The organism is Actinomadura sp. 6N118, assembly GCF_044326415.1.
Taxonomy (GTDB): Bacteria; Actinomycetota; Actinomycetes; order Streptosporangiales; family Streptosporangiaceae; genus Spirillospora.
In genome coordinates, this window is the sequence record NZ_JBIRAZ010000018.1 from 19564 (window position 1) to 32231 (window position 12668).

The 12668-nt window shown below is 69.5% G+C and carries 10 protein-coding genes; 7 read left to right on the plus strand and 3 right to left on the minus strand.

Annotated features, from left to right (window positions below):
* Positions 1 to 51 precede the first annotated feature (51 nt).
* The gene (locus ACH34W_RS37430; protein WP_395965912.1) at positions 52 to 1431 is read left to right on the plus strand and encodes an MFS transporter; all 1380 of its coding nucleotides are present in this window, start codon (positions 52 to 54) and stop codon (positions 1429 to 1431) included.
* A gap of 116 nt (positions 1432 to 1547) precedes the next feature.
* Here ACH34W_RS37430 and ACH34W_RS37435 read toward each other — a convergent pair whose 3' ends face one another.
* On the minus strand, positions 1548 to 2597 hold the full coding sequence (locus ACH34W_RS37435; RefSeq protein WP_395965913.1) for an LLM class flavin-dependent oxidoreductase: 1050 nt from the start codon (positions 2595 to 2597) through the stop codon (positions 1548 to 1550).
* An 81-nt stretch (positions 2598 to 2678) separates the two neighbouring features.
* On the minus strand, positions 2679 to 3875 hold the full coding sequence (locus tag ACH34W_RS37440) for an ABC transporter substrate-binding protein (protein ID WP_395965914.1): 1197 nt from the start codon (positions 3873 to 3875) through the stop codon (positions 2679 to 2681).
* 182 nt (positions 3876 to 4057) lie between these two features.
* Here ACH34W_RS37440 and ACH34W_RS37445 point away from each other — a divergent pair, with 182 nt between their 5' ends.
* Genes ACH34W_RS37445 through ACH34W_RS37455 form a run of 3 tightly spaced genes read left to right on the plus strand, consistent with a single transcriptional unit; the run spans position 4058 to position 7734 of the window.
* Positions 4058 to 6760 carry a nitrate- and nitrite sensing domain-containing protein gene (locus ACH34W_RS37445; RefSeq protein ID WP_395965915.1) on the plus strand — a complete coding sequence of 901 codons (2703 nt, stop codon included), beginning with the start codon at positions 4058 to 4060 and terminating at the stop codon, positions 6758 to 6760.
* Positions 6761 to 6767: 7 nt separating this feature from the next.
* The gene (locus ACH34W_RS37450) at positions 6768 to 7154 is read left to right on the plus strand and encodes a DUF742 domain-containing protein (protein WP_395965917.1); all 387 of its coding nucleotides are present in this window, start codon (positions 6768 to 6770) and stop codon (positions 7152 to 7154) included.
* Positions 7135 to 7734 carry a GTP-binding protein gene (locus tag ACH34W_RS37455; protein WP_395965918.1) on the plus strand — a complete coding sequence of 200 codons (600 nt, stop codon included), beginning with the start codon at positions 7135 to 7137 and terminating at the stop codon, positions 7732 to 7734. Before ACH34W_RS37450 ends, ACH34W_RS37455 begins: the two co-directional genes overlap by 20 nt.
* Before the next feature lie 97 nt (positions 7735 to 7831).
* Here ACH34W_RS37455 and ACH34W_RS37460 read toward each other — a convergent pair whose 3' ends face one another.
* Complete coding sequence (locus ACH34W_RS37460; protein ID WP_395965919.1) at positions 7832 to 9388, minus strand: MDR family MFS transporter; 1557 nt, start codon at positions 9386 to 9388, stop codon at positions 7832 to 7834.
* A gap of 183 nt (positions 9389 to 9571) precedes the next feature.
* On the opposite strand from ACH34W_RS37460, the gene ACH34W_RS37465 reads away from it, so the two are divergent.
* From ACH34W_RS37465 to ACH34W_RS37475, 3 genes are all read left to right on the plus strand, one after another.
* Entirely contained in the window at positions 9572 to 10186 is a 615-nt protein-coding gene (locus ACH34W_RS37465; RefSeq protein ID WP_395965920.1) for a TetR/AcrR family transcriptional regulator, read from the plus strand.
* A gap of 114 nt (positions 10187 to 10300) precedes the next feature.
* Positions 10301 to 11293 (plus strand): LysR family transcriptional regulator, encoded by a 993-nt coding sequence (locus ACH34W_RS37470; RefSeq protein WP_395965921.1) that lies wholly within the window; start codon positions 10301 to 10303, stop codon positions 11291 to 11293.
* Positions 11290 to 12507, plus strand: a complete 1218-nt coding sequence (locus ACH34W_RS37475; protein ID WP_395965922.1) for a hypothetical protein — start codon at positions 11290 to 11292, stop codon at positions 12505 to 12507. Before ACH34W_RS37470 ends, ACH34W_RS37475 begins: the two co-directional genes overlap by 4 nt.
* The last annotated feature ends 161 nt before the right edge of the window (positions 12508 to 12668 follow it).

The following is a 12668-nucleotide window of genomic DNA, read 5'->3' on the forward strand; positions in this document are numbered from 1 at the left end:
CAGTCATCCGACAGAGGCGACTGGGGGCGGATCGTTCCTAGCGTCACCGCCATGAAGAACACACTGACCATTGACGAATCGCCGACCGCCGACACGCCGATGCGCTGGGCACCCGTCATGGTCGCCGCTCTCGCCATGCTGATGGTCACCCTGGAGATGAGTTTGGCCTCGGTGACCCTGCCCGCCATCGGCGCCGAGTTGGACGTCGGATCCGGCGCGACCAAGTGGGTGATCCTGGCGTACGCGCTGCCTACTGCGGCCCTCGCCATCCCGGTGGGGCGGTGGGTGGACCAGGCCGACGCCCGGACCGTCTTCCTGTTCGCTGTGGTCGGCGTCGCCCTGTCCAGCGTCCTGGCCGCCGTGGCTCCTGTCTTTTGGTTGCTGGTCCTCGCGCGAGTCTTGCAAGGGGCCATGGGTGCCTTGGTCGCCGCCGTGTACATGCCGATCGTCGCGGCTGCCGTGCCACCCGAACGGCGTGGTCGCGCGCTCGGCTACGTGGCGACCGTCATGCCCTTGGGCGCCATGGCAGGTACCTCGATCGGCGGGTTCGTGGCGGACGGGCTGGGCTGGCGGCCGGTCTTCGTGCTGAAGCTGCCCGTGCTGGCGATCGTTTTGTGGCTTGGATACCGGATGCTCCCGCGCGGTACAGGCGGCATGCCACGGCCTGATCGGACACTGTACGGCGACACCCTGATCCTGGGCGGCGCGGTCACCGCGCTCTTGCTGGCCTTCGACCGGGTGGAGAGCGACGCGTTCGTTCTCGCCGGGTTGCTTGCCGCAGGTGCGCTCGCCCTGGGCATCTGGTGGACCCGGCTGCGCAGTTCGCGCCCGATCCTGAGCCTGACCCGCCGTCCCGCGTTCGGGCTGCCGCTGTTGGCACTGCTGCTGATGGCGTCCTACATCGGGCTTACGTTGTTTCTGCTGCCCTTCTACGTGGCCGACGTGGTGGACGGCAGTCCCGCGATGATGGGGCTGGCCCTGATGTTCTTCGTCGGCAGCTTCGCAGCCGGGTCGCCGTTCGCGGGCAACCTCGCCGACCGGTTCCCGGTCCGGCTGGTCGCTGCCGCCGGCGGGGCGCTGAGCCTGGGCGGCACGCTCGCGATGCTGACGCTGGGGCCGGACGCCGGCGTGGTCGACCTGGCCTGGCGGCTGGCGCTGATCGGGCTCGGCCAGAGCTTTTTCAACATCCCGAACAACACCGCGATCCTGGCCGCGACCCCGGCGGACATGGTCGGCGCCGGCAGCGGTGTCAGCATGACCGCCCGGACGCTGGCGTTCACCGTCGGCCCGTCGCTGGCCGCTCTCGCCTACACCCTGGGCGGGTCGGGTGCAGCAGGCTTCCACTCGGGTGTCGTTCTCATCGCCGCTCTCCAGGGCGCAGGGCTCCTGGCGTCCTTGGCGGCCCGCCCGGCGCGCGGGGTCAACGCTTGAGGGTCGCAGTGGCGGCGGGGGCGTGGGTGACGGCCATGATCTCTAGACCAGGCCGCCACCCGCAACTCATCGCTCGCGCGAAAGGAGTTTCCGCGCGCCGCGGGAGGGGCCTCTGATCAGGCGAACGACGGCATGATCTCGTCGTGGATCAGGCGGAGCTGGGTGTCCACGTCGGCGACGCCGGCGACCTCGCGGCCGGTGAAGGACTTCACCAGGGCGCTGTCGGTGATGGCCAGGATCATGTGGTTGACGCCGGCCGGCTCGATCTCCCGCTTGATCTTGGCGGTGACCTCGGCCGGGGTGCCCGCGAGCGAGAGCTTCTCGGTGATGTCCGGGGTGGTCAGCTCGATGGCCTTGGCCAGGTCACCGCCGCCGATCGCGTCGATGATCGGCTCCACGTCCTTCGGGCTCACGCCGTTGCGCTCCAGCTGCTCGGCGGGCATCGCCGAGGCGTAGAGGCCCACCATGCTGCGGGCGGCCTCCTTGGCGGCGGCCGAGTCAGGGCCGGTGGCGCAGACAACCCACGCGCCGATGTCCAGCGATTGCGGGTCCTTGCCCGCGCGCTCCGCGCCGATGCGGAAGTGCTTCACCGCGTAGTCGTACGCCTCGCGGGAGTAGGACAGCGCGTGGTGCACACCGTCGGACAGCTCACCGGCAGCCTCGAACGACTTGGGCCCGCGCATCGCGCCGATCTTGACCGGCAGGTGCTCCTGAACGGGGCGCGCGAACGTGAACAGCCCGTCGTAGGAGTAGAACTCGCCGTCCCGCGTGATGGTGCCCTCGTCGAGCAGCGTGCGGACGACCGCGACGGCCTCCTTGACCCGGGTGAGGGGCTTGGTCTTCGTCCAGTCGATCTTGTACTGGGCGAGCACCCCGAAGTTGCCGCTGCCCAGCACGACCTCGGCGCGGCCGTTGGTGAGCTCGTCGAGGGTCGCGGCCGCCTGCGCGATGAGCGTCGGCTCCCGGAGCGTCACCGCGGACACGCTCGGTCCGAGGCGGATCTGGGAGGTCTGCGCGGCGGCGGCTGCGAACAGCAGCCACAGGTCCTTGTGCCACGGCTCGTCGGCGGCGTAGCAGGCGTAGAAGCCAAGCTCGTCAGCGAGCTTGATGGAGGCGAGTGATTCCGTGAGCGGGTAGTCCGGAAGCATTGCGTAGCTGAACTTCATTGGTCTCCTAAGTCGTGCCCTTGCGGTCTGCGCGGGGGGAAGCTGGGCAGCTCGGATGTCCTTCTGGCGGTCTCCTTCCGGTCAGCCCTTGATCTGGGTCCAGGCGCGGGCCCAGCCGTCGTAGTCGACGCAGGAGGTGCCGCGGTCGTCGCCGCAGTCGGCCACCGGCGTCTTCCAGAACGCGATGCGGCGGTAGAACGCGGCGTCGCCGACCTGGAAGTTCTCGCAGAACCCTCGCGCGGTGAACCGGCAGGCCTTCGGGTTGGCAGGGGCCTCACCGAACCACTGCGCGACCTGCGCCTGGACGCGGGCCGAGGTCACCCAGTTCATCCAGCGGTACATGCAGTTCGGGTGCTGGGCCTTGTCCGAGATCATCCAGGTGTCCGACCAGCCGGTCGCGCCCTCGCCGGGGATCGTGGTGGCCACCGGCACCTTCTGGTCCTTGGCCAGGTTGGCGATCACCTGCCACGAGGTGCCCGCGTGGTTGTCGCCGCTCTTGAACGACTGGACCTCGTCGAGGTAGTTGTGCCAGTACTGGTTGATGTTGGGCCGCTGCTTCTTGAGCAGGTCCACGGCCGCGTCGAACTGCTTCTGGTCGAGCGCGTAGACGTCCTTGATGCCGAGGCTGGGCCGGTGCGTCTTGAGGTAGAGCGCGGCGTCGGCGATGTAGATGGGCGAGTCGTACGCGGCGATGTGGCCGGACGCGGGGGACCGTTCGTCCCAGACGACGCTCCACGACGTGGGCGCCTGCGGGAACTTGTCGGTCCGGTACATCAGCAGGTTGGCGCCGTAGCCGTGCGGCGCGCCGTACATCTGGCCGCGCACCGAGTTGTACGGCTGGTTCTTGAGGTAGTTCGCGATGTCGCCATAGTTCGAGAGCAGGCCCGTGTTGACCGGCGCGACGTCGCCGCCGTAGATGAGCCGCAGGCTCGCGTCGCCGGACGCCGAGACGCCGTCGTAGCGGCCGGTCTTCATGAGGGCGACCATCGAGTCCGAGGTGTCGGCGATCTTCGCATTGACCGCGCAGCCGGTGGCCCTCTGGAACGGGGTGACCCAGTCGGCGGACTTGTCGCTCGACCCGTTCTCGGCGTAGCCCGCCCACACGACGAGGTTCAGCCTGCCCTCACCCGGGCCGATTTCCTGCTGGACCGGAATCGCGGGTACGGCTGCCTGGCCCTTCGAGTCGTCGCCGCCGCTGCAGGCAGCGGCCATCGCGACCGTCAGGACGGCCGTCAGTGCGGTGGCGAGAACAGGGCGTACTGATCTGACGTTGATCACGATCGTGGAAGTGTAGAGGTACAGAGTGTGATCATGTGGTTTGATTCGGAATATCTCGTGACGATGTCCAAAATTCTCGGCATTGACCGCATATAGATTGCTTCGAGTAGTAGCCTCTCCTGCGTTTGTCGCTATCCGTCACCAACTGAAAGCCTTCCGCTGTGGGAACAAAGGGCCGTCGAGTGGGTTCGGGAGCAGGTCACCGGCGTAGCCGGTCGGGATCGGGCAGGTTCCGGTCCGTCCGTTTCAAGGTCGTCGCACTGGTGCTGGTGTCGCTGGTGTCGCTGAGCGCGCTGTGGGCGTTCGCGGCGAGCCTCACCCTGGGCGACGGGCTGAACCTGCGGAAGGTCGACACCGTCCACGACCATTTCGGTTATCCGTCCGGCGCCCTCGCCAGCGCGCTGCAGAGTGAACGCCGCCTGTCCTCGGTCTTCCTCGGCAGCGGCACGGCGGGCGACCAGGCGGCGATGGAGTCCGGTCGGCTGGTGACCGACCGCCAGGCGGACCTGTTCCGCCGGCTGGCCGCCGACCAGGGCGCCCAGGACGCGGCCTCCGCCCAGGCCAAGCGGCTGGCCAGCCGGATCGTCCAGCAGCTGGACGGGCTCTCGGCCACCCGGGCGGCTGTCGAGCGCAAGGGCATGACGCGGGCGCAGTCGTTCAGCAACTACACCGCTCTTGTCACCGACCTCGGAACGTTGCAGGGCTCGCTGTCCACCCTCAGCAACGCTGACGTGGCCCGCGACGCGCGCAACCAGGTCGCGCTCATCCGTGCGCGGGAGATGCTCTCCCAAGAGGACGCGCTGCTGGCCGGCGCGCTCGCTGCGGGGCGCGTGACACCGTTGGAGCGCGCCGAGTTCAGCCGGATGGTCGGCGCCCAGCGCACCCTTTACAACCTCGCCGGCCCGGAGTTGACGGACGACGATCGCGCCTACCTCGCGCGGATCACCGGAATGCCGGAGTACACGCGGCTGCGCCAGATGGAGGACCGGTTCGCCGGGCAGAGCAGCAAGCCGGAAACGGGTGTGGACGTGGTGTGGAAGACCACAGCCGACTCCAACCTGACCCGGCTGCGCGGTCTGGAGCTCGCCCTGGCGGCGGCCGCCGAGCGCCGCGCCGAGCCGATCTCGGACCGCATCATGCTGCGCCTGGTCGTCGCCGGCGCGCTCGGCCTCGTCGCCGTCATCGTCTCGATCGTGCTGGCGATCTGGGTCGCACGGTCGGTCATCCGCGACCTGTCCGGCCTGCGCCGGGAGGCGCTCGACCTCGCCGACGTCCGGCTGCCCCGGGTCATCCGGCGGCTCCGCCGCGGCGAGGAGGTCGACGTCGCCGCGGAGGCGCCGCCGCTGGCGTTCAGCACCGCGGAGATCGACCAGGTCGGCCAGGCGTTCAACGCCGCGCGGCGCACCGCCATCCAGGGCGCGGTCGAGGAGGCCGCCCTGCGCCGCAGCATCAACGACGTCTTCGTCAACCTGGCCCGCCGCAGCCAGGCCCTCCTGCACCGCCAGCTCGGCCTGCTCGACTCGATGGAACGGCGGATCACCGAGCCGGAGGACCTGGAGGACCTCTTCCGCGTCGACCACCTGGCCGCCCGCATGCGCCGCCACGCCGAGGGCCTGATCATCCTCTCCGGCCAGGCGCCCGGCCGTGCCTGGCGCAACCCGGTGGCGGTCATGGACGTCGCCCGCGCCGCCGCCTCCGAGGTCGAGGACTACACGCGGGTGAACGTGGCGCCGATGTCGCGCGCGGCCGTGGCGGGCATCGCCGTCGCCGACATCGTCCACCTGCTCGCCGAGCTCATCGAGAACGCCGCGATCTTCTCGCCGCCGCACACGACCGTCCAGGTCTCCGGCCAGCAGGCCGCGCGCGGCTTCATCGTCGAGATCGACGACCGCGGCCTCGGCATGACGCCCGAGGCCCTCGCCGCCGCCAACGAGCGGTTGGCGTCGCCCGGCGAGTTCGACCTGTCCGACACCGCGCAGCTCGGCCTGTTCGTCGTCGGCCGTCTGGCGCGGCGGCACAACGTCAAGGTCTCGTTGCGCGCGTCCCCGTACGGCGGCACGACGGCGATCGTCCTGCTGCCGCTCGACATCGTCGCGCCGGGCGAGGAGCACGAGCTCGGCTCGGGGCCGGCCGCCCTCACGCGCCGCGCCGAGGACGCACGCATCCCGGTCGGCGCGCTGCACGACTTCCGGCACGAGACCGGCCCTCTCCCCGCGATCGGTCCCGGCCCGGGCACCGAGACCGGCCCAATTCCTCAGATCGGCCCCGGCCCGAGCGCCGAGACCGGCCCAATTCCCCAGATCGGCCCCGGCTCGGGCGGGTCGGTGTTGCGGCTGCCGTTCGGTCAAGAGCCAGAGCCGCCGCATCCCGTCCAGCCGTTGGGTCAAGAGCCTGAGCCGCTGCATCCCGTTCAGCCGTCGCCACCTGTTCAGTCGCCGCAGCCCGTTCAATCACCGCCGCCCGTTGAGTCGCCGCAGCCCGTTCAGCCGTTCGGGCTGCCCCAGGCGCCGCCGCCCACCGGACCGCCGGTCACCTCGGTCCCGCCGCCTGTGTTCGACGAGCTCGCGTCCGTGCCGATGGTGCCGCCCGAGTCGGTCCTGCCGCCGCCGTCGTCGCCCGGAGTGCGACCCGAGTTGCCGGCCCGCCGGACGGGCCAGGGAGACTCCGCCGGGTCCCGGCCGGCCCTCCCGCAGCGCGTCCGCCAGGCCAACCTGGCGCCTCAGCTGCGCAGGGACGAGACGAGCACGGGCGAGCTGGTCCTCCCGGCGCCGGTCGAAGCCAGGAACGAACGGTCGCCCGAGGAACTCCGCTCGATGATGTCGTCCATCCAGGCGGGTACCCGGCGCGGGCGCGCCGAGCCGGTGGAGGGCGGCGAGGAGTCGTGATCAGGTGATGACCGGGAACGAGTGGTTCGATGAGGAGGCCGGTCCCCTCGTGCGCTCGTACGCGCTGACGCGCGGGCGGGCACGCCCGGTCACCCGCGAGGGCTTCGAGATGATGGCCGTCATCGAGACCCGGGGCCGCCCGGCGTACGGCCAGGTGGGGATCGGTCCCGAGCACCTGGCCATCCTTGAACTGTGCGCGCGGCCGCTGTCCGTCGCGGAGATCTCCGGGCATCTGAAGTTCCCGCTGGTGGTCGTGCGGGTGCTGCTCGGCGACTTGCTCGACCAGAACCTCATCGGAGTGCTGCGCCCTCGGCGCGAAGAGACGGCCGTCAACGACGGGACCGTCAGCGAACAACTGCTCAGGGAAGTGCTGCATGGACTCGAAGCCCTCTGAAACGGTCCCGTACCCGGTGAAGATCCTGGTGGCGGGCGGCTTCGGGGTCGGGAAGACGACGCTGGTCGGCAGCGTCAGCGAGATCCGGCCGCTGCAGACCGAGGAGCTGCTCACCGAGCAGAGTGTCGGCGTCGACGACACCTCCGGCGTGGAACGCAAGACCACGACCACCGTCGCCATGGACTTCGGCCGCATCACGCTCAGCGAACGGCTCATCCTCTACTTGTTCGGCACGCCGGGCCAGGACCGGTTCTGGTTCATGTGGGACGAGCTGGCCGAGGGCGCGCTCGGCGCGGTCGTGCTGGCGGACACGCGCCGGCTGGCGGACTGTTTCCCGGCGGTCGACTACTTCGAGCGCCGGGGACTGCCGTTCATCATCGGCGTGAACTGCTTCGACGACGGCTACGACTACGACGGCGACGAGATCTCCGCCGCGCTGGACCTGAGCGAGGACATTCCGGTCGTCCTCTGCGACGTGCGGCGGAGGGAGTCGGGCAAGGAAGTCCTCACCACGCTCGTCCGCCACGTCATCGGCCGCCAGGCCGCCAAGCGCGCGGCGGCCGAGGCGACTTCCGGCTGACCGCCAGGGCCATGGACGGCCCCAGCCGACCGCCCGGGCCACGGGACGGCCCGCGTACAGCCGGGCGGGCGTACGCGGGCCGTCAGGGCCGTGCCGGTTAGACGAGCTCCAGGGCGGGCTCGCGGTCGGCCGGGGGCTGCTCCGTGGCTCGTTCGGCCGGGTCCTTGAGCGGGACCTGCTTGATGAACCACGTCGCGGCGAAGGCCAGGACGCCGAGGGCCGTCGCCATCAGGAACACCTGGTGGGTTCCGGCCGCGACCGCCTGCTCGTAGACATTGCGCATGGCGTCGGGCAGCTTCGCGAGCGCGGCCGAGTCGAGTTGCGCGTTCTCGCTCGAACCGGCGTAGCCATGGTCCGCCATCACGTCCTGGATCCGGCCGGTGAAGAGCGCGCCCGCGACGGCCACCCCGATCGAGCCCCCGATCGTGCGGGAGAGCGTGGCGGTGGACGAGGCGACGCCGATGTCCTTCAGCTCGACGCTCTGCATCGTGACGATCATCGTGGTCTGCATCAGGCAGCCCATCCCGGCGCCGAGGAAGGCCATGAAGACCATCGACATGGGACGGCTCGTGCCCGTGTCCATCTGGGCGAGCAGCAGCACCCCGACCGTGACCAGCACGCTGCCCACGATGATGATCGGCTTGTACCGGCCCGTCCGGGTGATGAAGGGGCCGGCGAAGGCGTTGATCAGGATCATCGACAGGAAGACCGGCATCATCAGGATCCCGGCGTTGGTGGCCGAGGCGCCCTGCACCGCCTGCTGGAAGAGGGGCAGGAAGGTCATCGCCCCGAACATCATCACGCCGAGCAGGAAGCCGATCAGCGTGACCAGGGTGAAGTTGCGGTTGCGGAACAGCCCGAGCGGCAGCACCGGCTCGGCGGCGCGGCGTTCAACGAACAGGAACGCGGCGCCCGCGGCCACGGCCAGCACGCCGAGCCCGATGATGGTGGCCGAGTCCCACGCGTATTCGTTGCCGCCCCAGGTGGTGGCCAGCACCAGCGACGTGATCGCGGTGCCCAGCAACACCACGCCCATGTAGTCGATCCGTGCTTCGCTGCGATGCTTGGGCAGGTGCAGGACGGTCGCCACCATGACGAGGGCGAGCGCGCCCAGCGGCAGGTTCACGTAGAAGCACCAGCGCCAGCTCAGGTTGTCAGTGATGAAGCCACCGATCAGCGGGCCGCCGATCATGGTCAGTCCCATGACCGCCGAGATCATGCCCTGGTACTTGCCCTGCTCGCTCGGCGGGAAGAGGCTCGCGATCAGCGCGAACGCGCCGACCATCAGCCCGCCGCCGCCGAGCCCCTGCACGGCACGGAACACGATCAGCTGGGTCATGTCCTGTGACACGCCCGCGAGCATTGACCCGATCAGGAAGATGACGATCGAGGTCAGGAAGACGCCCTTGCGGCCGTACATGTCGCCGAGCTTCCCCCAGACCGGGGTCGAAACGGCGGTGGCAAGGGTGTAGGCCGTGACCACCCAGGACAGATGGGCCATCCCGCCGAGGTCGCCGACGATGGTGGGCATCGCGGTGCCAAGGATGAGGTTGTCGAGGGAGGCCAGCATCATTGCGATCAAAACGGCGCCCAGGACGACGTACTGGTTCCGGGCCTTGGGCGGTGTCTCGGTGGTGGTCGGCGTTCCAGCCATGGTCATCAACTCCTGGGGGAGGAGCCGAACGGAACTTACTTGCCGCCCGGCTAGTTAACTGAGGAGACCGTACGGCGCTAACTAGCCGGGCGTCAAGTAAGTTAGTCTCGGACCTTGGACCTAGGTCCACGTCGAGGTAGGCGGGCCGCCAAGAAGGCCCAGCCTGCGAGGAGGGAGCGTGCCGTGGCCAAGACCCAGACACGCCGCAAGGACACGCGCCAGCGCATCCAGGACACGGCTCTGGAGCTGTTCCTCGAGCACGGGTACGAGAAGACCTCGCTGCGCGAGATCGCCGAGCGCCTCGATGTCACCAAGGCCGCGCTCTACTACCACTTCAAGACCAAAGAGGACATCGTCCTCAGCCTCTTCGACCGGCTCGGCACGGCCCTCGACGAGCTGATCACGTGGGCCGAGGAGCGCCCGCCGACCCTGGATACCCGGCGTGAGCTGCTTCGCCGTCTCAATGAGACGCTCGCCGGAAGCGCCTCGCTCTTCCGCTTCCTGCAGGAGAACCAGGCCGCCCTGCGCGACATGCGCCCAGGCGAGGATTTCAGGGACCGGATGAAGTCACTGGGAAGCCTGATGGCTGAGCCCGAGGCGGACATGGTCGGGCGCATCCGCTCGATCAGCGCTCTCTTCACCGTCTACTTCGGCGGGTTCGCGCTGGCCGACATGGAGGGGACGATGGAGGAGAAGCGGGCCGCACTCTTCCAGGTCGCCGACGAGATGCTCACCGCCGCGCACGCGCAGGAGGCGGCGCGTGCGCAGAAGGCAGAGCCCGCGCGGAAGTCCGACTAACTTTCGCTGGCGTGACCGCCGCCGCGCGCACGTGCCGGCTTGAGGTATCCACCCTGTCGTCCGGTTTTCCAGAAGTCCAAGAGATAGATCTTCCCGCTGTTAGCATCTCTGCTTATGGAGCTTCGGCAGCTCGAATACTTCGTGGCGGTGACCGAAGAGGCGAGCTTCACCCGTGCCGCCGCGCGCCTGCACGTCGCCCAGCCCGGCGTGAGCGCGCAGATCCGCCAGCTTGAACGCGAGCTCGGGTTGCCGCTGCTGGACCGCTCCGGCCGCACAGTGCGGCTGACCGAGGCGGGCAGCGCCGTGCTTCCGTACGCGCGGGCGGCCCTGTCCGCGGTCGCCGGGGCGCGGCTCATGGTGGACGAACTGACCGGGTTGGTACGCGGGCACGTCACCGTCGGGGTGATCGAATGGATGAAGGTCCTGGACCTGCCCGGCCTGCTTGCCGACTTCCACCGGGACCACCCGCAGGTGGAGATCACCCTGTCCGAGGCCCGCGCCGCAGACATGATCGACGCGCTCCGCACCGGTCGGCTCGACCTGGGCTTCATCAGTATGGGCGCGGTGCCACCCGAGGGCTTGGAGACCCAGGTCATCATCGACCAGCCTGTGGTTGCCGCGGTCGCACTCGACGACCCGCTGGCGCGCCGCGACACGATCCCGCTGACCGCCCTCCGGGATCGCAAGCTCATCTGCCTGCCGAAGGGCACCGGGCTGCGCGCGGTCATCGACGACGCCTGCTCCGCCGCCGGCTTCACCCCCGGTATCTCGTTCGAGATCGGTGACCCGCTGACGCTGGCGCAACTGGCCGCGCGAGGCCTTGGCGTGGCCGTCCTACCGGAGTCCGCCACGCTCCCCCACCAAGACGAACTGCACACAGTCGAGATCACCCGTCCACGGATGTCCGGGCGGATCGCGCTCGCCTGGCGGGCCGATGGACCGACCAGTCCGGCGGCCCGGGCGCTCATCAACCTGGCCCGCGCGCGCATGCCCGCCTCAGCCGAAGGCTCAAGCTCGGGCTCGGGCTCGGCCTCGGGCCAGGGATCGGATCCGGCCCCAGCCCAGGCCCCAGCTCCGGGCCAAGCCCTGGGCCCGTCCCCGGGATGACGGGCGAGCCGGTGCGGCTGCGGCCGCTCTCCTTGGTGGACGAGGGCGAGGACGTCCTCGTCGGCGACCCGGAGACGGGCACGTTCGTGGCGATGCCGAAGGTCGGCGCGGTGGTGATCGCCGCTCTCCAGCGCGGGGCGACGCCGGAGGAGGCGGGTCGGGAGGCGGCGGCATTCGCCGGGGAGCCGGTCGACATGGCCGACTTCGTGGCCACGCTGCGAGAGCTCGGCTTTGTGGAGGAAGAGCAGGCGGCTCCGGGGGCCGACACGGTTTCGCCTGCGACTCCTGCGGCGGCGGCGCGGCGGGACCGGCTTGCGTTGGGCGTAGTGCGTGTGTTGTTCGGCCGGACTGCTTGGGTGGTCTACGCGGCGTGCGCTCTGCTCAACGTGGGTCTGCTCGTCGGTGTCCCCTCGTTGCGTCCGGACCCCGCCGAGGACGCGTTCGTCTTCGCCGACATCGGCCGGAGCATCCTCTTCCTGTATCCCTTCACTCTCGTCGTGATGGCCGCGCACGAGATCTGGCACTGGCTGGCGGCGCGGGCGGTGGGCGTGCCCGCTCGGTTCGGCGTGGACCGGCGCATGGTGTTCATGGTCTTCGAGACCGATCTCTCGCAGCTGTGGGCGGTGCCGCGCAGGCGGCGGTTCGGTCCGCTGCTGGCCGGGATGGCCCTCGACTCCGTCGTGCTCACGTGCCTGCTGACCGTGCGTCTCGTGGCGGACTCAGATCTTCCTCCGGTCGTCGGCTCGCTTGCCGCCGCGTGGTCGTTCGTCCTCGTGTCGCAGCTGCTGTGGCAGTGCATGCTCTTCCTGCGCACCGACCTGTATGCGGTGTTCATCACGGCGGCCAGATGCCGCAACCTGTGGCGGGTGAAGACCCTGCTGCTGCGGCGGGCCTTCGGGCGGCTCAGCGCAACGGAGACCGAGGAGTTGGACACGGCCGATCCTCGGGACGTGCAGGTGGGGTTGTGGTTCCGGTGGTTGTGGCTGGCAGGGTTCGCAGCCGTCGTCGCTTGGGTGTTTTCTTTCGTACTGCCTACGGTGCCGCCGGTCATGGAATGGACGGCGGACGGCATCAGCGCGCCTCCGCTGGACGGGACGTTCTGGTACACGCTTGTGTGTGCCGCGTTCTTCTTCGGGCCCTGGCTCGTCGTGCTGGCCTTGACGATCCGGGGGATGGATCTCCGGCGCGTCCTGAGGCATGATCGTTATTCGTAGGCGTAGCCCACCTCGAGAGGAGCCCCCATGAAGATCGAGGTCAAGAAGGTAGAGCCGATCAAGGCCACCAGCGGCGCTTCCAACCAGTAGTCCACCGACCCTCGGGGACGGCACGGCGAGCTTTCTCGCCGGGTCGTCCCCGTTTGTCATGGGAGCCGTGT

Bases quoted from the DNA above. Each gene is read 5' to 3' on its own strand.
- ACH34W_RS37430 (WP_395965912.1), top strand. From the start codon at position 52: ATGAAGAACACACTGACCATTGACGAATCGCCGACCGCCGACACGCCG.
- ACH34W_RS37435 (WP_395965913.1), bottom strand. From the start codon at position 2,597: ATGAAGTTCAGCTACGCAATGCTTCCGGACTACCCGCTCACGGAATCA.
- ACH34W_RS37450 (WP_395965917.1), top strand. From the start codon at position 6,768: ATGACCGGGAACGAGTGGTTCGATGAGGAGGCCGGTCCCCTCGTGCGC.
- ACH34W_RS37455 (WP_395965918.1), top strand. From the start codon at position 7,135: ATGGACTCGAAGCCCTCTGAAACGGTCCCGTACCCGGTGAAGATCCTG.
- ACH34W_RS37460 (WP_395965919.1), bottom strand. From the start codon at position 9,388: ATGGCTGGAACGCCGACCACCACCGAGACACCGCCCAAGGCCCGGAAC.
- ACH34W_RS37470 (WP_395965921.1), top strand. From the start codon at position 10,301: ATGGAGCTTCGGCAGCTCGAATACTTCGTGGCGGTGACCGAAGAGGCG.
- ACH34W_RS37475 (WP_395965922.1), top strand. From the start codon at position 11,290: ATGACGGGCGAGCCGGTGCGGCTGCGGCCGCTCTCCTTGGTGGACGAG.